The organism is Alistipes sp. (assembly GCF_048465635.1).
In the GTDB taxonomy this organism is placed as follows: Bacteria; Bacteroidota; Bacteroidia; order Bacteroidales; family Rikenellaceae; genus Alistipes.
In genome coordinates, this window is the sequence record NZ_DBFWLF010000009.1 from 107,456 (window position 1) to 124,980 (window position 17,525).

The window sequence follows — 17,525 nt, forward strand, 5'->3', positions numbered from 1 at the left end:
TACCTATTCGTAGGTATTTTACCGCCCGCAACCCCTCCTGCGCGACTGCGGACAGATGCGGAACGAATCGGAGCACGAACGGACCGGTCAGCGGACAATCTGATCAGCGGTCGGTTCGGTCGGCAACCGGTCGACAGACAATTCGGTCGACAAACCCTTCGGCCTGCAACCGGCCCGGTCAGCGGTCGGCAATGTCCCGGTAGGTGGTCTGGAGCATCGTACGGCCCACGTCCAGCAGCTCGGGCGAAGTGGCGCGCAGCACGCGGCCGCTCGTGCCGTCCCAGATCGCTTCGCCCGTGGGGTCGACCACCCCGAAGCCCTCCTCGAAGGTGTAGTAGGCGAACTTGCGGGGAGGGGCCGGTGCGAAGATATCCTTGCTGTAATCGAAATCGTCGTGGGCGACGGCCAACTGCGCGAGCACCGTGGCACAAATGTCGATCTGCGAGGCGTACTCCTCCACCACGCGCGGCCCGGTCAGCGCGCCGCCCAGCCAGAGCATCGGAATGCGGTGGCGCATCGGCTCGTTGTACATCAGCGTCTCGGGGAAGGGGTAGCCGTGGTCGGCGACCAGCACCACGAGCAGGTTGTCCCACGCGGGGGACGCCTTCAGCTTGCCGATCATGCGGCCGATGCAGTCGTCGGTGAAGGCCACGGCGTTGAGCATCCGGTCGGGGAACTTCTCGTAGGGGACGTCGAAGGGGGTGTGGCTGCTCAGCGTGAGCAGCCCGGCCAGGAAGGGCTTCGCTTCGGCGCTGCGGGCGATCACCTCGTCGGCGAAGTAGTCGCACATGAGCGCATCGTCGTAGCCCCAGTCGGCGGCCGGGCGGTCGAATTTGAGGTCTTTCTGCCAGGTCAGCCGCTGCCACCCCGTGGCATACATATAGGAGGCCTGGTTGGTGAAGTTCAGATCGCCGCCGTAGTAGAAGTGCGTGTCGTACCCCTCGCGGCCCAACGAACGGGCGATCGAGGGGAGGTTGCGGCTCTTGGCCGGCAGTTTCATGATCGAAACGCCCGTCTGGGCCGGAAAGCCGCTCAGCACGGCGACCTCGCCCCGGTCGGTGCGGAACGAATTGGCAAAGAAGTTCTCGAACCAGATGCCTTCCCCTTTCAGCCGTTCCAGATTGGGCATGACAGGCTCTCCCGCGGCGTCGGTGTCCATGATCGAACGGGCGAAGCTCTCCAGAATCACCACCACCACGTCGGGGCGTTCGGTGCGGAGCACCCGTTCGGTCGGGCCGCTCTTCGGCCCGTTGCCGCGCAGCGCGTCGAAGCGTTCGGCGCGCTCCTCCTCGTCGAAAAAGGCGTACTGCGCCGCAAAATCGGTCCGGTCGCCCAGCGAGGAGAGGAACGAGAAGACGGGGTTGGTGGCGGCGTGGTTCAGAAAGAGGTTGGAGCTGAAGTAGACCTTCGAGACGTTGGCCACCGACGCCTCCACGCCGCCGCGGATGGCGACGAAATCCAGACCGGCCAGCAGCAGCACCGCCACGCTCCACCCGGCAGCGGCCCGGCGGCGGGGCCGCTCCCCGTCGAAGAGGCGCAAAACACGCAGGTAGACCCAGCTCATGCCCCACGCCCACAGGGCGCAGACGAGCGTCTGCCGGATGCCCGTCCAAAGATCGACCGAGGCCATCGCCTCCTTGGGATCGGCCAGATACATCAGGATCGTCGCATCGAGCCGGAAACCCCAATGCTCGTACAGGCCCAGATCGACGGCGAAGATCACGGCGGTCACCACCGACACCGCGACGAAGTAGGCGGCCATCACGCCCCGCCACGGACGGTCGGGAAGACGGACCCATAGGGAGAGCAGCGTCACCAGCAGCGGCAGCGCGGTAATGTACCCGGCCACCGTGAGGTCGAGCTTCAGTCCGTGCACCACCACTCCGATCCACTCTCCCCATGCGGCCGAAGCGGCCAGGTGGGAATACCAGAGCAGAAACACGGGTTTCTGCGCAGCCATCAGGGCGACCGTGGCGAAGAACACGGCCAGAAGGAATGCTATCTTTCGCTTAATCATCACTTATTAACGGGAGTAACGCCGCTTTTAGTGCCCCGGAAAACCGCCGTTCGCGGCGGCGGGTTGCTAAATCTTCTCTCCGTAGGCCAGATCGCCCGCATCGCCGATACCCGGGACGATGTAGGAGCGCGAGGTAAGCTCCTCATCGACCGCCGCGGCCCAGATGGTCGTCGTCTGGCGCGGCATGTTCTTCTCCACGTAGTCGATGCCCTGCTCCGAGGCGATAACCGCGGCAACGTGGGTATGCGCGGGCGTGCCGCCCCGTTCGCAGAGGGCGTTGTAGGCCAGCACGAGCGACGATCCGGTGGCCAGCATCGGATCGACCAGCAGCAGGGTCTTGCCCTCGAGGCTGCCGCAGGAGATGTACTCGACCTTGACGGTGAACTTGCCGTCCTTCGTGCTCTTGCGGTAGGCCGAGACGAAGGCGTTTTCTGCATCGTCGAAGTAGTTGAGAAATCCCTGATGGTAGGGAAGCCCGGCACGCAGGATCGTCGCCACGACAATCCGGTCGTCGATCCCGCAGACGGTCGCCTCGCCCAGCGGCGTTTCGACCGTGCGGGGCGTATAGGCGAGGGTTTTCGAAATCTCGTAGGCCGTGATCTCGCCGATACGCTCCATGTTGCGGCGGAAACGCATCGAATCCCGTTGGATCCGCTTGTCGCGGATCTGGGCGACGAACTTGTTGAGCACGGTGTTCTGCTGGCTGAGGATATGCAACGTCATGGGTTGTGAAGTTTGGTTGGTCAATAGAGGAAGTTGTTGAACGGATAGCGGCCGGCGTGTATCTCGCGCACCATGCCGTAGAGGTCGGAGCGGAACTTGTCGATGTTGAGCCGCGTGCGGGCCGAAAGGAAGATGCAGGGGGTGTTCTCCCGGGCGATCCAGCTCCGTTTCAGTTCGTCGAGCGAACGGTTTTCGCGCGTCGGGGGCGTCAGGTCGTCCGCGTCCTTGGCCACGTAGGTATAGGCGTCGACCTTGTTGAAGACCAGATAGACGGGTTTTTCGCCCGCGCCGATCTCCTGCAAGGTCTGCTTCACCACGTCGATCTGCTCCTCGAACTGGGGGTGCGACACGTCGACCACATGGATCAGCAGGTCGGCCTCGCGCACCTCGTCGAGCGTCGACTTGAACGACTCGATCAGCTCCGTGGGGAGTTTGCGGATAAACCCGACCGTGTCGGACAACAGGAAAGGGAGGTTGTCGAAGACCACCTTGCGCACCGTGGTGTCGAGCGTGGCGAAGAGCTTGTTCTCGGCGAAGACCTCGCTTTTGGCGATGAGGTTCATCAGCGTCGACTTGCCCACGTTGGTATAGCCCACCAGCGCCACGCGGACCAGCTGGCCGCGGTTGGAGCGCTGCACGGCCATCTGACGGTCGATCCGCTGCAGGTCCTCCTTGAGTTTGGCGATGCGGTTGCGGATGATGCGGCGGTCGGTCTCGATCTCCCGCTCGCCCGCGCCGCCGCGCGTTCCCGTGCCGCCGCGCTGCCGCTCGAGGTGGGTCCACATGCCTGAGAGGCGCGGGAGCATGTATTCGTAGTTGGCCAGCTGCACCTGCGTCTTGGCATAGGCCGTGCGGGCGCGCGAGAGGAAGATGTCGAGAATCAGGCGCGTGCGGTCCAGAATGCGGCACGGCATGGCCTGCTCGATGTTGCGGGTCTGCGACGGGCTAAGCTCATCGTCGAAGATCACCACGTCGATCTGCTGCTCGCCGCACCACGCGGCGATCTCCTCCAGCTTGCCGGGACCGACGTAAATGCGCGAGGAGGGTTGCGGCAGCCGCTGCGTGAAACGGCGCACGGCCACGATCCCCGCCGTTTCGGCCAGGAACTCCAGTTCGTCCAGGTACTCCTCCGTCCGCCGCGGCTCGTCCTGGTCACGGATCACGGCCACGAGCACGGCGCGCTCGCGCGTGTCGGCCGCATCGGAGGGGATGTTGCGCTTATTCTCTTCCAAATCGTATGTGTTTTAGGTACGGCACGCCGGGCGTGCCTTCGGCGGCATCGCTGCAAACACGATGCTACAAATAAGGGTATCCGCCCGAAAGCAGGATACCCTTCCATCATTCCGCCGGACGTATCAGTTCTGTACGCGGAAGTCGACCGGCAGCGTGTACTTGACGCGAACCACCTGGTTGCGCTGCTTGCCCGGCGACCACTTCGGCGACTTGTTCAGCACGCGGATGGCCTCCTCCGACAGCGAACGGTCGGGCGTCTGCAGGACGGTGATATTGGTCAGACGGCCGTCCTTCTCGATCACGAACGTGAGGACCACGCGGCCCTGGATGCCGTTCTCGAGGGCGATCTGGGGGAACTTGACATTCTGCTGCACCCAGTTGCGGAACGTGTTGAGGTCGCCGCCCTGGAACGAGGGCATCGTCTCGGCGATCAGGAAGGGCTGGTCGTCCTCGATAGTCTCCTCGACCACGGCCACCTGCTGAACGATCTCCGTGTTCTCGTCGAACTCGGAGAAGTCGACGTCGGTGGTGATCTTCGTGTCGTTGGTAACCACCTGCAACAGGTCGGCAATTACCTTCACCTCGACCTTCTTGGGAGGCTCGGGCGGCTTCTGGTCCTGACGGGTGATCTCGGTGATCTCCTCCTCGACGGGACCGTAGTTCATGTCGATTTTCTCAATCCGGTGCTCTTTCGGCGTGTAGGAGAACGCCAGGATCACCAGACCGAGCGCCACGATCAGACCGATTTCGAGCAGAAGACCCCGCTTGTTCTTAAGGTCCGCTTTGGGTGATTTCTTGATTTCCATCTATTTTTCGAATTATAATTGTTCGGGCAAACGGCGCGTATGGGACGCGCTATGCACCACAAATATAGAGATAAAAATTCAAAATCGCGTCATCGCGCACAAAAATCTTCATTTTTTGCCTACTTTTGTCTTGCAAAAGATCGGCCCGAAGCATGAAAACGGCAAACCAAGAGACGCTTTACGGAAAAAATCCGCAGCAGCTGGCGGCCCTCTGCCTGGAGGAGGGGCTGCCCCGCTTCGCCGCCGGGCAGATCGCCCGCTGGCTCTACAAGCGCCATACGGAGGACCCGGCGCAGATGACCGACCTGCCGGCAGCGGTCCGGACGCGGCTCGCCCAGCGCTTCACCGCGGCGCTCTCCGCACCCGTCAGGGTGTCGGAATCGGCGGACGGAACCCGAAAATACCTCTTCCGCACCCGCGCGGGCCATCCGATCGAATCGGCCTACATCCCCGAAGCGGAACGGGCCACGCTGTGCGTCTCGTCGCAGGCGGGCTGCCGCATGGGCTGCCGCTTCTGCGCCACGGGACGGCAGGGGCTTCAGCAGTCGCTCCCGGCGGAGGAGATCCTCAACCAGATCGTCTCGCTGCCCGAGCGAGACCGGCTTACTAACCTGGTATTCATGGGGATGGGCGAACCGCTGGACAACACCGACGAGGTGCTCCGCTCGCTCGAAATACTCACCGCGGAGTGGGGCTTCGGCTGGTCGCCCAAGCGCATCACGGTCTCCACGGCGGGCGTCGTGCCCCAGCTCCGGCGCCTGCTCGACGCCACGAAGGTCCATCTGGCCGTCAGCCTGCACAACCCCTTCCCGGAGGAGCGGGCGGCCATCATGCCCGTCGAGCGGGCGTGGCCCGTAGCCGAGGTGGTGCGGGTGCTGCGCGAGTACGACTTCACGCACCAGCGGCGCGTTTCGTTCGAATACATCGTCCTGAGCGGGCTGAACGACACGCCGCGCCACGTCCGCGAGCTGTGCCGGCTGCTGAACGGGATTCCGTGCCGCATCAACCTGATCCGTTTCCACCGGATTCCCGAATCGCCCTACTTCTCGCCGCCCGACGAAGAGATGATCCGCTTCCGCGACGCGCTCACCGCCCGCGGCATTCAGACCACCATCCGCGCTTCGCGCGGGGAGGACATTCAGGCCGCCTGCGGACTGCTGAGCACCCAGGAGAAGGCCCGACAATAAAGGAGCGGCGGATTCCGTTCTTCGTGGGGCATTTCCGCCGCTGCGGTTCGGATTTTGCTCGGAAACCGGAAAAACCATGCAAGGATGAAAACGAAAACGATTCTGTTCGCGTTGCTGCTCGCCCTGGCGGGCGGTGTCGCCCGGGCGCAGGTGCGCTTCGAAACCAAGTCGACGGACGCCGTGCGCGAGATGGCCGTCAAAGGGAATAAGCTGGTCTTCATCGACCTCTACGCCACGTGGTGTCCGCCCTGCCGGATGATGGAGCGCGAGGTATTCTCGCGCAAGGATGTCGGGGAGTTCATGGACAAACGCTTCGTGGCGGCCAAGTACGACGTGGACAAACCGCTGGGCAAGGAGCTGATGAAGGAGTACGGCAACGGAGCGATTCCGCTCTACCTCGTATTCGACACCGAGGGCGAACTGCTGGGCCGCATCGAGGGGGCTTCCGACGCCGAGACGCTGATGGACAACCTCGAAAGAATCAGCGCCCGGCAACGGCCGAAAAAATAAGCGGTCCCGATCAGCGGGTCCGTCGTCGGGCGGCCAACCCGGCCGCAAAGGCCGTCAGGCGATGGACGGCATAGAGATTGACCGCGGCGAAAAGACAACCCGCCGCGCCGCACAGGACGAACTCCCGGAGCGTAAAGAGCCGGGAGTTTATCATTTCATGCAGGCCCCAGCCGCAGTAAGCCAACCCGAACAGCGAGGTGGCGACGAGCGGCGGGAAACGGCCCGCGACGATTGCCTGCACCCCGTGCAGCAGCAGATGCGCACCGAAAGCGAGGAAGAGGGCCAGCCAGGGATAGAGGTCGTGAGTAAACCGGGCATAGAGCGTGACGGCGAGCAGCAGCGCCAGCTCCTCGGCGGCCATCGCCGCGAAGCGTGCGGGACCGATCGCAGCCAGGTGCGGAAGCAGTCGCCGCGACAGGGCGGGAAAGCGCCGCGCGAGGTGCTCCCGGTTGCGGCGCAGCCACGGCGGCAGGAAGAGCGCTTCCTCCGCATCGTGCAGCAGAAAAAGAAGGGGCAGCAGCCACAGCAGCAGGCCGGACACAGGGGTTTCGACTGCCATCACGGCTATTTTTTCGGGGTATAGACCACCTTTTTCGTCTCGAAGAACGGCTCGTCGAAGAAGCGGGCGATCTCGCAGACGGTCCACCGCTTGCCCGTCAGGGCCAGCTCTTCGGCCAGATCGCCGCCCTTGAGGTAGAGGATGCCGTTGGGAAGCGACCCCTTCTGTCCGCGTTCGATCCTGCTCCACACCCACCCGACGAACTCGGGCATGGCCGTCACGGCGCGCGAAACCACGTAGTCGAACCGCTCGGGGAGCGTCTCGACCCGCACGCAGCGGGGGGTCAGGTTCTCCAGCCCCAGCGACGCGGCGACCCCTTCGACCACCGTGATCTTCTTGCGGATGGAGTCCGCGGCGGTGAAGTGCGCTTCGGGGAAGAGGATGGCCAGCGGCACGGAGGGAAAACCCCCGCCGCACCCCACGTCGAGCACGCGCGCTCCGGGGGCGAACGTGCACACTTTGGCGATGGCCAGCGAGTGGAGCACGTGGCGCAGGTAGAGCTGGTCGAAGTCCTTGCGCGAGACCACGTTGATACGGGCGTTCCAAGCAGCGTAAAGGTCGTAGAGCGCGGCAAAACGGGCGCGCTGCTCCGCGGTCAGATCGGGAAAGTATTTGAGCAGGAGTTCCACGTCTCAGGCCTGTTTTTTGGGTTCCGCCGACCGGTCGCCCGAAGCGATCAGCCGGCACATCTGCTCCCGCGCGCGGTGAATCTGCGTCTTGACCGTTCCGAGCGGCAGGGCGAGCTTGGCGGCGATCTCCTCGTAGGAGTACTCCTCGAAGAAACGCATGACGATCAGCCGCCGGTAGCGGGGGGCGAGCCGTTCGAGGCAGCTCTCGATCTGGGAGCGCTGCTGGAGGTTGATGACGTTCTCTTCGGGGTTGGGGCTGGTGGAGGCCGGCGCGCAGAACCGTTCGTCGATCGGAAGGTCGTCCTGACGGCGGCGCACGTAGTCGATGAACGTGTTGCGGGCGATCGTGTAAACCCACTGTCCGAAGGTATATTCGGGGCTGTAACGGTGGAGGTTGATATAGACCTTGATGAAGGTCTCCTGCAGCAGGTCGTCGGCATCGCTCACGCCGCCCAGCCGCTGGACGAACAGGCGGCGGATGGCGTCGCGGTAGCGGTTGAAGAGGTATTCGAAGGCCGTGGCGTCGCCCTCCAGCACCAGCTCCGCCAGCCGGCGGTCGTCGGAGACGATGTAGTCGGCTATCTCCATACCCGTTCGTCCTTACGCAGCAGGAGCACGCCGAGCCAAAGCGCCCAGAGGGGACCGATCAGGTCGTAGAGGAAGTAACGCCCGGCGACGGCCCGCTCGCCCAGCCGGCGGGCCAGCCGCCGCACCTCGACGGCGACCGTCACGTAGCGCGCCGCGAGCAGCGCCGCAGCCGCGATCTTGTACTCGAAAGGCATGACGCAGAGCGCGCAGACGACCGTTGCGAAGAAGAGCGCGCGCGAATAGAGCTCCCATTCCAGAAAGTTTTTCACCGCACGGGGATAGAACTGTGCGGCGGAGCCGTAGTAACGCAGCCGGTTCATCCACCAGCCTGCGCCGCCCCACGTCTTTTCGCGCAGCGTAGCCCGCGGCGAGAGGACGACGCTCACATTGTCGCGCGTCATGATCCGCTGTAGGAAAAGGTCGTCCTCGCCGATATTCATGTTCAGGCAGTTGAAGCCGTTCACGCCGAAGTAGAGGCTCTTGGTAAAGCCCATGTTGTGCAGCGTGCCGCGGTAGGGCCGGCGCCGCACGGCACGCGCGAGCCAGTCGGCCGCGTGCATCATCCGCCAGGTGCGCATCAGGTAGCCTGCAAGGCCCTTTCTGTACTCCACGCCGCAGTAACCGATAACCACGTCGCCGCGCACGAAGCCCTTGGCCATCAGCGACAGCCAGCGGTCGGTCTGCGGACAGGCGTCGGTCGAGGTGAAGATCAGGCACTCGTTGTGGGCCGATTTGATACCCACGTTGAGCGCCATCTTGCGCGAGATGGGAAAGCGCGGATCGAGGTGGATCTTGGTGGTGGCGATCTGCGGGAAACTCTGCCGCAGGTGCTCCAGGTCGGCGTAGAAGTCGTTGTCCTGCCCCACGTAGACGATCACCACCTCGAAAGAGGGGTAGTTCTGGGCCAGGATCAGCGGCAGGCGCTCTTCGACGAACGACGAATCCTCCGAGAAGAGCGGCACGATGACCGACACCGGAGGTTCCGCTTCGCGGAGGGCCGGACGGCGGTTATTGCGGTAGGAGGGAATACGGCCGTAGACGAGGACGTAGTAGTAAAGCTGCACGCCCAGCGTCAGCAGGATCGCCGCCGCAAGGGCCGCGCCCTCCCAGCCGTAACACCGGAGAAACGAGTCGAAAAATTGCATATTCCGTAAATATGGGCAAAGGTACAAAACAATTCAGAATTCAAAATTCAGAATTCAGAATAATTTTGCCTATTTTTGTCGGACGTTATGAGCATGGATTTTACCGTACAACATAAGGACCTTGCGTCGCATGCCCGCGCCGGAGAACTCCGCACGGATCATGGCGTGGTCCGCACGCCGATCTTCATGCCCGTGGGAACGGCGGCGACCGTCAAGGGGCTTTTCCACCGCGATGTAAGGGACGAGGCCCGGGCGCAGATCATCCTGGCCAACACCTACCACCTCTACCTGCGGCCCGGCATGCACATTATCCGGGAGGCGGGCGGCGTGCACCGCTTCTCCACATGGGAGGGGCCGATGCTCACCGACAGCGGCGGGTTTCAGGTCTTTTCGCTCGCCGCGTGCCGCAAGCTGCGCGAGGAGGGGTGTCACTTCCGTTCGCACATCGACGGCTCGAAGCACCTGTTCACCCCCGAAAGCGTGATCGACACCGAGCGCACGATCGGGGCCGACATCATGATGGCCTTCGACGAGTGCCCCCCGGGCGACGCCCCGCGCGAATACGCCGCCAAGTCGCTGGAGCTCACGGAGCGATGGCTGGAGCGCTGCTTCGACCGCTACCACAAGACCGCACCCGAATACGGCCACTACCAGGCGCTCTTCCCGATCGTGCAGGGGTGCACCTACCCCGATCTGCGGGTAAGGGCGGCGGAGAATGCGCTGCGCTATAACGCCGACGGGTACGCCATCGGCGGACTGGCCGTAGGCGAACCGACCGAAGTGATGTACGAGATGATCGAGGTGGTCAACGCCGTACTGCCCAAGGATAGGCCCCGCTACCTGATGGGTGTGGGAACCCCGGTGAACATTCTCGAGGGGATCGAGCGGGGCGTGGACATGTTCGACTGCGTGATGCCCACGCGCAACGGCCGCAACGGGCAGCTCTTCACCGAGGAGGGGATCATCAACATCCGCAACAAGAAGTGGGAGGACGACTTTTCGCCGATCGACCCCGCGGGGGAGGCGTTCGTCGACAGGCTCTACTCGAAAGCCTACCTGCACCACCTCTGCGTCTGCGGGGAAATGTTGGCCGCCGAGATCGCCTCGCTGCACAACATCGCCTTCTACCTGCGGCTGGTGGGCATGGCCCGCGAACACATTGTCGCCGGCGATTTCAGGGCGTGGAAGGAGCGGATGGTCGAAAAACTCGCACGCCGCCTCTAATGACCGAAAAAACGTGACGCGAAGATGAAGCTGCAATTTCCGGGGTTCAAGATTCTGGACCGCTACATACTGACGAAGTTCCTGTCGACCTACTTCTTCGCCATCGCCATGATCATCATCGTAGTGGTGGTCTTCGACTACGTGGAGAAGATCGACGACTTCACGGAGCTGAAGGCCCCGTTCAAGGCCATCGCGCTGGATTACTACCTCAACTTCATCCCCTTCTTCGTCAACCAGTTCAGCGGACTGTTCACCTTCATCGCCTGCATCTTCTTCACCTCGAAGATGGCCTATCAGACCGAGATCGTGGCGATGCTCTCGGGCGGCATGTCGTTCCGGCGGCTGATGTGGCCCTACTTCCTCGGCGCGCTGATCATCGCCTCGCTCTCGCTGACGTTGAACCTCTGGCTGATCCCCTACTCGCAGCGACACATCGTCAAGTTCGAACAGCAGTACATCAAGCGGCGCATGGACGCCGTGTACGACCGCCATATCTACCGGCAGATCGAGCCGGGCACGTTCGCCTACATCCGCGGGTACAGCGAGAACACGAAGCAGGCTTCGTTCTTCGCGCTGGAGCACTACAACAGCGGCACGATGACCCGCTCGCTGGAGGCCGCCGACGTGAAGTTCGACCCCGAGAGCAAACGCTGGACCGCCCCGCGCTACACGCGGCGGGAGTTCGACTCGCTGGGGGTGGAGACCTTCGCGCAGTACCGCAACCTCGACACGCTCATCAACCTCGAAGTCACCGAGCTGGGCCGCATCAACGAGCTGATCCAGACGATGAACATTTCGGAGCTGAACGACTTCCTCGACCAGCAGCGGGCCAAAGGCTCCGACTCGATCAACATCATCGAGGTCGAGAAGCACGCCCGCTACGCCTATCCGCTCTCGACGTTCATCCTGACGCTCATCGGCGTGTCGCTCTCCTCGCGCAAGGTGCGCGGCGGCACGGGACTGCATATCGGCATCGGCACGGGCCTCTGCTTCTCGTACATCCTCTTCAACCGCTTCTTCGAAGAGTTCGCCAAGAGCGGGACCATGCCGCCCGGCCTGGCCGTGTGGCTGCCCAACCTGATCTATCTGGTCATCGCGGTATACCTCTACCGAAAGGCCCCCAAATAACGTTTCAAGCATGAAGAGACCCGCAAACTACCTCGACCGGCTCCGGAAGCACCCACTGCTCTACAACCTGCTGCTGATCGCCGCCATCATACTCTTTCTGGCCGTCGCGGCCCACCTGGTGATGCGCGTCGGCACGCGTCACGGCTCCCGCCGCACCGTGCCCGACCTGACGGGCATCCGGCTCGACGGGGCCGAGCGGCTGGCCGCGGAGCACGGGCTGAAACTCCACATCAACGATTCGCTCTACGTGCCGGCCTACGAGGGCGGCATCGTCCTCGACCAGCTGCCCGAAGGGGGCGTGGAGGTCAAACCGGGCCGCACGGTCTACATCACGATCAACTCGTTCCGCGAGAAGATGGTCCCCGTGCCCTATGTGGCGGGACGTTCGCTGCGGCAGGCCAAGAACATGCTCGAAATCGCCGGACTGGAGATCGACGAACTGGTCTACCGCGCCGACATCGCCACCAACTACGTGCTGGAGGAGTACTGCAAGGGCAAGCCCGTGACCGCCTCCACGCGCATGGAGACCGAGATGGGTTCGGGCGTGACGCTCCACGTCGGGGTCGAGAACGGCTACGGAACCACGGTGGTTCCGCTGCTGGTCGGATCGCCGCTCGCCGAGGCCAAAGGCCGCCTATGGGAGCTGGGTCTCAACGTGGGCCGCGTGGATTTCGACGAGGGGATCAACCTGCTGAACCAGAAGGAGGCGCGGGTCTATGTGCAAAGCCCGTCGGCCGAACGGAGCGCGACGCTCGGGTCGCGGGTTGACCTGCGGCTGACGCTCGACCGCAAGAAGCTCGACGAGCAGGTTGCCGCGGCGGAGAAACTGGCCCGCGACGCCGCTGCCGAACGGCTCCGGATCGAGCAGGAGCGCACCGACTCGCTGGATGCCGCGGCTTTCCGCGAGGCGACCGCCCCGGACGACGACGCGGCGACCGGCGGAGAGGAGCGGACCGACCGCGGCAACGAATTTTTCGACTGATGACCGACGCACGCCATACCGACGATCCCGCGCGGAAAAAGCAGGAGATTGATTCCGCCCCGGAGAAGATCCGGCAGGCGGACGCCGATCCCGAGCTGGAGGAGGCTGCGCAGGGCGAGGACGACGAGGCGTCGGGCCTGTACGAGCATTTCGCCGTCACGGCCGATCGGGGCCAGTCGCCGCTGCGGCTGGACAAGTACCTCACCAGCCACATGGAGAGCTGCTCGCGCAACCGCATCCAAGCGGCGGCCGACAGCGGCAACATCCTGGTCAACGGCAAGCCGGCCAAGTCGTCGTACAAAGTCAAACCGCTGGACCGCATCCAGCTGGTGATGCCGTGGCCCAAGCGCGAATACGAGATCGTTCCCGAGGATATTCCCCTGACGATTCCCTACGAGGACGACGATATCGTGATCGTCGACAAGGCCGCGGGGATGGTCGTCCACCCGGGGGTGGGCAACCACAGCGGGACGCTGGTCAACGCCATGTCGTGGCATCTGCGCACGCTGCCGCTCTTCAGCGAGGGCGACACCCGCGCTGGGCTGGTGCACCGCATCGACAAGAACACTTCGGGGCTGCTGGTGATAGCCAAGAACGAGCAGGCGCTGGCGCGGCTGGGCAAGCAGTTCTTCGACCACTCGATCCAGCGGCGCTACGTGGCGCTCGTGTGGGGCAGCTTCGAAGAGGACGAGGGGACCATCACCGGGAATATCGGCCGCAGCCCCAAAGACCGGCAGAAGATGTACGTCTTCGCCGACGGGTCGGACGGCAAGCACGCCGTGACGCACTGGCGCGTGCTCCGACGGTTCGGGTACGTGACCCTCGTGGAGTGCCGCCTCGAAACGGGGCGCACGCACCAGATCCGCGTCCACATGGCGTGGATCGGTCATCCGCTCTTCAACGACGAGCGCTACGGCGGCGACCGCATCCTCAAGGGGACGACCTTCGCCAAGTACCGGCAGTTCATCGAGAACTGCTTCGCCTTGATGCCGCGCCATGCGCTCCACGCGCGCCTGCTGGGCTTCGAGCACCCCGCAACGGGCCGACAGATGGTCTTCGAAAGCGAACTGCCCGCCGACTTCCGGGCGCTGATCGCCAAGTGGGAAAGCTACGTTTCGGCGTCTTCGGACGGGGAGACGGAGTAGGCAAGGAGGGGTGTTCCGGACCCCGGCGAACACTCGATTTTGCAGCTCACGGAGCCGCACGGGCCGCAGCCTCCCGGCGCTGAGGCCGCTTTCCTCCGCAGGCCGCACACGCAACGAACCGCCCCATCGAACGGCTGCAAAAGCAAAACACACGGAACGCAACCATCTGAACATGTTTTTACCCACCACCATAAAGGAGGTCCGCGAACGCGGATGGGACGCGCTGGACGTGATCCTCTTCACGGGCGACGCCTACATCGACCACCCGGCTTTCGGGGCTGCGGTAATCGGGCGGCTGCTCGAAGCGGAGGGGTATCGCGTGGCGATCGTGCCGCAGCCCAACTGGCGGGACGACCTGCGCGACTTCACCAAGTTAGGTGCACCGCGGTTGTTCTTCGGCGTGACGGCCGGAGCGATGGATTCGCTGGTCAACCACTATACGGCCAACCTCCGGCTGCGGCACGACGACGCCTACACGCCCGGCGGCAAGGCCGGGTTCCGGCCCGACCGGGCCGTGGAGATCTACACGCAGATTCTCAAACGACTGTTCCCGCACGTTCCAGTGGTGATCGGCGGCATCGAAGCCTCGCTCCGGCGGCTGACCCACTACGACTATTGGTCCGATGCGCTGCGCCCCTCGGTGCTCCTCACGTCGGGTGCGGATCTGCTGACCTACGGCATGGGCGAGCGGGTCATTCCGGAGGTGGCGCGCGCCCTGCGAAACGGCTACAACGCCAAGCTGCTGCGCAAACTGCGGCAGGTGGCATTCCTCGCCGACGAGGGTTACGTCGAACGGCTCGATCCGACGCGGACGATCCGTCTGGCGAGCTACGAGACCTGCGTCGGCGACCCGCGCGCCTTCGGGGAGAACTTCACCGTCATCGAGACCCAGAGCAACCTGCTCGAACCCGAAGCGACGCTGGTCGAGGCCGCGGGCGGACGGTACGTCGTGGTCACGCCGCCCCACGCGACGCTTACGACCGAGGAGCTGGACCGTTCGTTCGACCTGCCGTACGAGCGCGCTCCGCACCCCCGCTACCAGGAGAAAGGGGCTATCCCGGCGTGGGAGATGATCAAACACTCGGTCAATATCCACCGCGGCTGCTTCGGCGGCTGCGCGTTCTGCACCATATCGGCCCATCAGGGCAAGTTCATCACCTCGCGCAGCGAGCGGTCGGTGATCGAGGAGGTGCGCAAGGTGGCGGCGATGCCCGATTTCAAGGGGTATCTCTCCGACATCGGCGCCCCGTCGGCCAACATGTACCGCATGGGCGGACGCGACCGCGAGCTGTGCCGCCGCTGCCGCCGCCCCTCGTGCCTCCACCCGGCGAAGTGTCCCAATCTGGACAACGACCACCGTCCACTGCTGGCCCTCTACGAAAAGGTGCGGGCCGTGAAGGGGGTCAAAAAGGCCTTTATCGGCAGCGGCATCCGCTACGACCTGTTCGACGGCACGCCCTACCTGGAAACCGTCCTCAAGCACCACACCTCGGGGCGGCTCAAGGTCGCACCCGAGCACACCGAAGAGGGGGTGCTGCGGCTGATGCGCAAACCGCCGTTCGCCCTGTTCGAGCAACTCAACGCCGATTTCCACGCCATCTGCCGCCGCGAGGGGCTGCCCTACCAGCTAATTCCCTACTTCATCTCGTCGCACCCCGGCTGCACCGAACGCGACATGCGGGCGCTGTCGGAGAAGGTACTGGGAAAGCTCCACTTCACCCTCGAGCAGGTACAGGACCTCACCCCCACGCCGATGACCCTCTCTTCGGTGCTGTTCCACACGGGCGAGAACCCCTACACGCACGAGCGGGTCTACGTGGCGCGCTCGCAGGAGGAGAAACGGCGGCAGAAGAGCTACTTTTTCGCCCCGAACGGCGCGGCGCGGCAGCAGACGCCGCCGCAAAGAGGGGCGCAGCGGCCGGGCGGAGCGGTCCGGCGGGAGCGGCCACGGCGGGCAGATTCTCCGCGGGCAGGCTCGACGCGAAAACCCTCTCCGAAAAAAGGCTGACCTTTCAAGGTCAGCCTTTTGTATCAGGCGGGTGGCTTTCAGAATATCCCGGTCAGCAGCAGGGCGACCACGCTGCGGTTTTCGGCGGCGCGGAAAGCATAATCTTCATAGGTATAATCCAACTGGCAGCGCAGGTATTTGACCGGCTGCCAAAGCAGTCCGGCCGTGTAGTTGGTCTGGCGTGCATCGTCCGAAAGGACACTCTCGCGGAACGTATCGTAACGCACCACGGGCATCAGCGAGCGCGTCGCACGCCAGCCGGCCAGCGCATACCAGCCGTCGCTCTCCAGCTCGCCGGTGCGGCCGCCGATCCACTCGCCGCGCAGCACCGCCGAACCCCGGTCGTAGCACGCTCCCGCACCGTAGCGAATCCGCCGGAGGTAGTCGTCGCCGTATTCGCCCCAGTAGTAGGAGCCCGACAGGAGCAGGCCGCGGGCCGGGCAGAGCGTGAGGCGCGCCGCGAAGTCCTTGCTGCGGTTGCGGTCCCGGATGTTAAGCCCCTCGCCGTTGAAAACGCCCACGTTGTAATTCAGGACGCAGAATCCGTCCCGCTTCCAGAAGCCGCCATAGAGCTGCGCGCCCAGGTCGCGGCCCGTGGCCGAAAGGCCGCAGAGGTCGCTGTAACCCATCAGCCTGCGCAGGGCGAGCGGATAGTCGATCAATTCGAGCCGCAGCGGGGGATAGTCGGTGTTTTCGATCGAGAAGGGGATTTTGAACTCCCCGACCTGGATGTTGAGCGCATCGAACGGGCGGTAGCGCACGAAGAGGTCGACCAGCCGCGGGGAGACGAACTCGACCTGCATGCGGTAGTCGATCTTGGGGGTGATGTCGCCCGCGAGGCAGAGGCGGGCGCGTTTGACGAAGAAGGTCGAGGCACGCTCGCTCCACTCGTAACCCGTTTGCACATAGCCCGAAATGCGGGGCAGGCGGGCGAGGATGCGCTCCCAAAGGGTGGCTTTCTCCTGCAGGTCCGCCACCTCGGCGGTCAGTTCGGAGAGACTCTTTTCGTGGGAAGCAGCCGCCCCGGAAACGGGTGTCGGCGCGGCCGACGGCATCGCCGGTCGGGACGGGAGCGGGGCCGGGGACGGCGTCTGCGCCCGGCAGTTCAGTAGGGCGAGCAGCAGCAACAGACTGAAAATCGGTTTCATCGACGGGTCGGGGTTAGCAAAACAGGCGCGGCTGCGACTGCTGCCGCAGCGCGCATAGCGGACGGCGACCGCCCGGCCGGAGCGCTTGGAAGCGCCTACCGGGGCATGGGGAACGAGAGCGTGCGGGCGTCGAGGTAGGCGTCGGGGAACGATCCGTTGTTCCACGCCTGTCCGTTGCCGATGGTGAAGTGGCGGCCCAGACGCAGCGTGTTGTTGTCGATCACCGTCACGCGGGCAGGCAGATTCTCGTTCTGAATCACCACCACGGAGGTCATCGACACCTTGGGTTTGGTCTTCACCGGAGACATGGTCCGGAAATCTTCGCGCCACGGCGAGAGGTGGGCCAGCGAGTCGGGCAGCTGGAAACCCTTGTTGCGCGTGGTGTCGCGCCGGATGTAGCCGAACGGACCCGGCTCCTGAGCGGTAGCCGCAAGCGCTGCGAGCAGCGCGACGGCGGCAATCAACATCTTTTTCATACTTCTTCCCGTTTATG

General features: G+C 64.1%; 17 protein-coding genes. 7 read left to right on the top strand and 10 right to left on the bottom strand.

What is annotated here, in order from left to right:
* Positions 1-178: 178 nt before the first annotated feature.
* The 4 genes from ACMO9O_RS03910 to ACMO9O_RS03925 form a co-directional block, all read right to left on the bottom strand.
* Positions 179-2,017 carry an LTA synthase family protein gene (locus ACMO9O_RS03910; protein ID WP_418982308.1) on the bottom strand — a complete coding sequence of 613 codons (1,839 nt, stop codon included), beginning with the start codon at positions 2,015-2,017 and terminating at the stop codon, positions 179-181.
* A 66-nt stretch (positions 2,018-2,083) separates the two neighbouring features.
* Positions 2,084-2,740, bottom strand: coding sequence for a uracil phosphoribosyltransferase (upp, locus tag ACMO9O_RS03915; RefSeq protein WP_418982309.1), 657 nt, complete (start codon positions 2,738-2,740; stop codon positions 2,084-2,086).
* A gap of 20 nt (positions 2,741-2,760) precedes the next feature.
* A complete protein-coding gene (gene hflX / locus ACMO9O_RS03920; RefSeq protein WP_418982310.1) occupies positions 2,761-3,972 on the bottom strand; it encodes a GTPase HflX in 1,212 nt (403 codons plus the stop codon).
* A 123-nt stretch (positions 3,973-4,095) separates the two neighbouring features.
* A complete protein-coding gene (locus tag ACMO9O_RS03925; RefSeq protein WP_418982311.1) occupies positions 4,096-4,779 on the bottom strand; it encodes an energy transducer TonB in 684 nt (227 codons plus the stop codon).
* 152 nt (positions 4,780-4,931) lie between these two features.
* Between ACMO9O_RS03925 and rlmN the strand changes: the two genes are divergently transcribed.
* The gene (gene rlmN, locus ACMO9O_RS03930; protein WP_418982312.1) at positions 4,932-5,966 is read left to right on the top strand and encodes a 23S rRNA (adenine(2503)-C(2))-methyltransferase RlmN; all 1,035 of its coding nucleotides are present in this window, start codon (positions 4,932-4,934) and stop codon (positions 5,964-5,966) included.
* Positions 5,967-6,050: 84 nt separating this feature from the next.
* Complete coding sequence (locus ACMO9O_RS03935) at positions 6,051-6,476, top strand: thioredoxin family protein (RefSeq protein WP_418982313.1); 426 nt, start codon at positions 6,051-6,053, stop codon at positions 6,474-6,476.
* A gap of 10 nt (positions 6,477-6,486) precedes the next feature.
* On the opposite strand, the gene ACMO9O_RS03940 is transcribed toward ACMO9O_RS03935, so the two are convergent.
* Genes ACMO9O_RS03940 through ACMO9O_RS03955 form a run of 4 tightly spaced genes read right to left on the bottom strand, consistent with a single transcriptional unit; the run spans position 6,487 to position 9,397 of the window.
* Positions 6,487-7,035, bottom strand: coding sequence for an HXXEE domain-containing protein (locus ACMO9O_RS03940; protein WP_418982314.1), 549 nt, complete (start codon positions 7,033-7,035; stop codon positions 6,487-6,489).
* A gap of 5 nt (positions 7,036-7,040) precedes the next feature.
* Positions 7,041-7,664 carry a 16S rRNA (guanine(527)-N(7))-methyltransferase RsmG gene (gene rsmG / locus ACMO9O_RS03945; protein WP_418982315.1) on the bottom strand — a complete coding sequence of 208 codons (624 nt, stop codon included), beginning with the start codon at positions 7,662-7,664 and terminating at the stop codon, positions 7,041-7,043.
* A 3-nt stretch (positions 7,665-7,667) separates the two neighbouring features.
* Positions 7,668-8,252, bottom strand: a complete 585-nt coding sequence (locus ACMO9O_RS03950; protein ID WP_418982316.1) for an RNA polymerase sigma factor — start codon at positions 8,250-8,252, stop codon at positions 7,668-7,670.
* Positions 8,243-9,397 carry a glycosyltransferase gene (locus ACMO9O_RS03955; protein ID WP_418982317.1) on the bottom strand — a complete coding sequence of 385 codons (1,155 nt, stop codon included), beginning with the start codon at positions 9,395-9,397 and terminating at the stop codon, positions 8,243-8,245. Before ACMO9O_RS03955 ends, ACMO9O_RS03950 begins: the two co-directional genes overlap by 10 nt.
* 93 nt (positions 9,398-9,490) lie before the next feature.
* Between ACMO9O_RS03955 and tgt the strand changes: the two genes are divergently transcribed.
* The 5 genes from tgt to ACMO9O_RS03980 all read left to right on the top strand — a co-directional run bounded on the left by tgt (position 9,491) and on the right by ACMO9O_RS03980 (position 15,884).
* Positions 9,491-10,621 (top strand): tRNA guanosine(34) transglycosylase Tgt, encoded by a 1,131-nt coding sequence (tgt, locus tag ACMO9O_RS03960; RefSeq protein ID WP_418982447.1) that lies wholly within the window; start codon positions 9,491-9,493, stop codon positions 10,619-10,621.
* Between the two features lie 24 nt (positions 10,622-10,645).
* On the top strand, positions 10,646-11,749 hold the full coding sequence (locus tag ACMO9O_RS03965; protein WP_418982318.1) for an LptF/LptG family permease: 1,104 nt from the start codon (positions 10,646-10,648) through the stop codon (positions 11,747-11,749).
* Between the two features lie 10 nt (positions 11,750-11,759).
* On the top strand, positions 11,760-12,731 hold the full coding sequence (locus ACMO9O_RS03970) for a PASTA domain-containing protein (RefSeq protein WP_418982319.1): 972 nt from the start codon (positions 11,760-11,762) through the stop codon (positions 12,729-12,731).
* Positions 12,731-13,876, top strand: a complete 1,146-nt coding sequence (locus ACMO9O_RS03975) for an RluA family pseudouridine synthase (protein ID WP_418982320.1) — start codon at positions 12,731-12,733, stop codon at positions 13,874-13,876. The genes ACMO9O_RS03970 and ACMO9O_RS03975 overlap by 1 nt, the downstream gene beginning before the upstream one ends.
* Before the next feature lie 172 nt (positions 13,877-14,048).
* The gene (locus ACMO9O_RS03980) at positions 14,049-15,884 is read left to right on the top strand and encodes a YgiQ family radical SAM protein (protein WP_418982321.1); all 1,836 of its coding nucleotides are present in this window, start codon (positions 14,049-14,051) and stop codon (positions 15,882-15,884) included.
* 38 nt (positions 15,885-15,922) lie between these two features.
* Here ACMO9O_RS03980 and ACMO9O_RS03985 read toward each other — a convergent pair whose 3' ends face one another.
* Both ACMO9O_RS03985 and ACMO9O_RS03990 read right to left on the bottom strand, forming a co-directional pair.
* Positions 15,923-17,032 (bottom strand): porin, encoded by a 1,110-nt coding sequence (locus ACMO9O_RS03985; protein ID WP_418982322.1) that lies wholly within the window; start codon positions 17,030-17,032, stop codon positions 15,923-15,925.
* A 95-nt stretch (positions 17,033-17,127) separates the two neighbouring features.
* The gene (locus ACMO9O_RS03990) at positions 17,128-17,508 is read right to left on the bottom strand and encodes a hypothetical protein (protein WP_418982323.1); all 381 of its coding nucleotides are present in this window, start codon (positions 17,506-17,508) and stop codon (positions 17,128-17,130) included.
* Positions 17,509-17,525: the final 17 nt, after the last annotated feature.

Excerpts from the sequence above, each read along its gene's own strand:
- ACMO9O_RS03910 (WP_418982308.1), bottom strand. The coding sequence starts at position 2,017 with ATGATTAAGCGAAAGATAGCATTCCTTCTGGCCGTGTTCTTCGCCACG.
- upp (WP_418982309.1), bottom strand. The coding sequence starts at position 2,740 with ATGACGTTGCATATCCTCAGCCAGCAGAACACCGTGCTCAACAAGTTC.
- ACMO9O_RS03925 (WP_418982311.1), bottom strand. The coding sequence starts at position 4,779 with ATGGAAATCAAGAAATCACCCAAAGCGGACCTTAAGAACAAGCGGGGT.
- rlmN (WP_418982312.1), top strand. The coding sequence starts at position 4,932 with ATGAAAACGGCAAACCAAGAGACGCTTTACGGAAAAAATCCGCAGCAG.
- ACMO9O_RS03935 (WP_418982313.1), top strand. The coding sequence starts at position 6,051 with ATGAAAACGAAAACGATTCTGTTCGCGTTGCTGCTCGCCCTGGCGGGC.
- ACMO9O_RS03940 (WP_418982314.1), bottom strand. The coding sequence starts at position 7,035 with ATGGCAGTCGAAACCCCTGTGTCCGGCCTGCTGCTGTGGCTGCTGCCC.
- ACMO9O_RS03950 (WP_418982316.1), bottom strand. The coding sequence starts at position 8,252 with ATGGAGATAGCCGACTACATCGTCTCCGACGACCGCCGGCTGGCGGAG.
- ACMO9O_RS03955 (WP_418982317.1), bottom strand. The coding sequence starts at position 9,397 with ATGCAATTTTTCGACTCGTTTCTCCGGTGTTACGGCTGGGAGGGCGCG.
- tgt (WP_418982447.1), top strand. The coding sequence starts at position 9,491 with ATGGATTTTACCGTACAACATAAGGACCTTGCGTCGCATGCCCGCGCC.
- ACMO9O_RS03965 (WP_418982318.1), top strand. The coding sequence starts at position 10,646 with ATGAAGCTGCAATTTCCGGGGTTCAAGATTCTGGACCGCTACATACTG.
- ACMO9O_RS03970 (WP_418982319.1), top strand. The coding sequence starts at position 11,760 with ATGAAGAGACCCGCAAACTACCTCGACCGGCTCCGGAAGCACCCACTG.
- ACMO9O_RS03975 (WP_418982320.1), top strand. The coding sequence starts at position 12,731 with ATGACCGACGCACGCCATACCGACGATCCCGCGCGGAAAAAGCAGGAG.
- ACMO9O_RS03980 (WP_418982321.1), top strand. The coding sequence starts at position 14,049 with ATGTTTTTACCCACCACCATAAAGGAGGTCCGCGAACGCGGATGGGAC.
- ACMO9O_RS03985 (WP_418982322.1), bottom strand. The coding sequence starts at position 17,032 with ATGAAACCGATTTTCAGTCTGTTGCTGCTGCTCGCCCTACTGAACTGC.
- ACMO9O_RS03990 (WP_418982323.1), bottom strand. The coding sequence starts at position 17,508 with ATGAAAAAGATGTTGATTGCCGCCGTCGCGCTGCTCGCAGCGCTTGCG.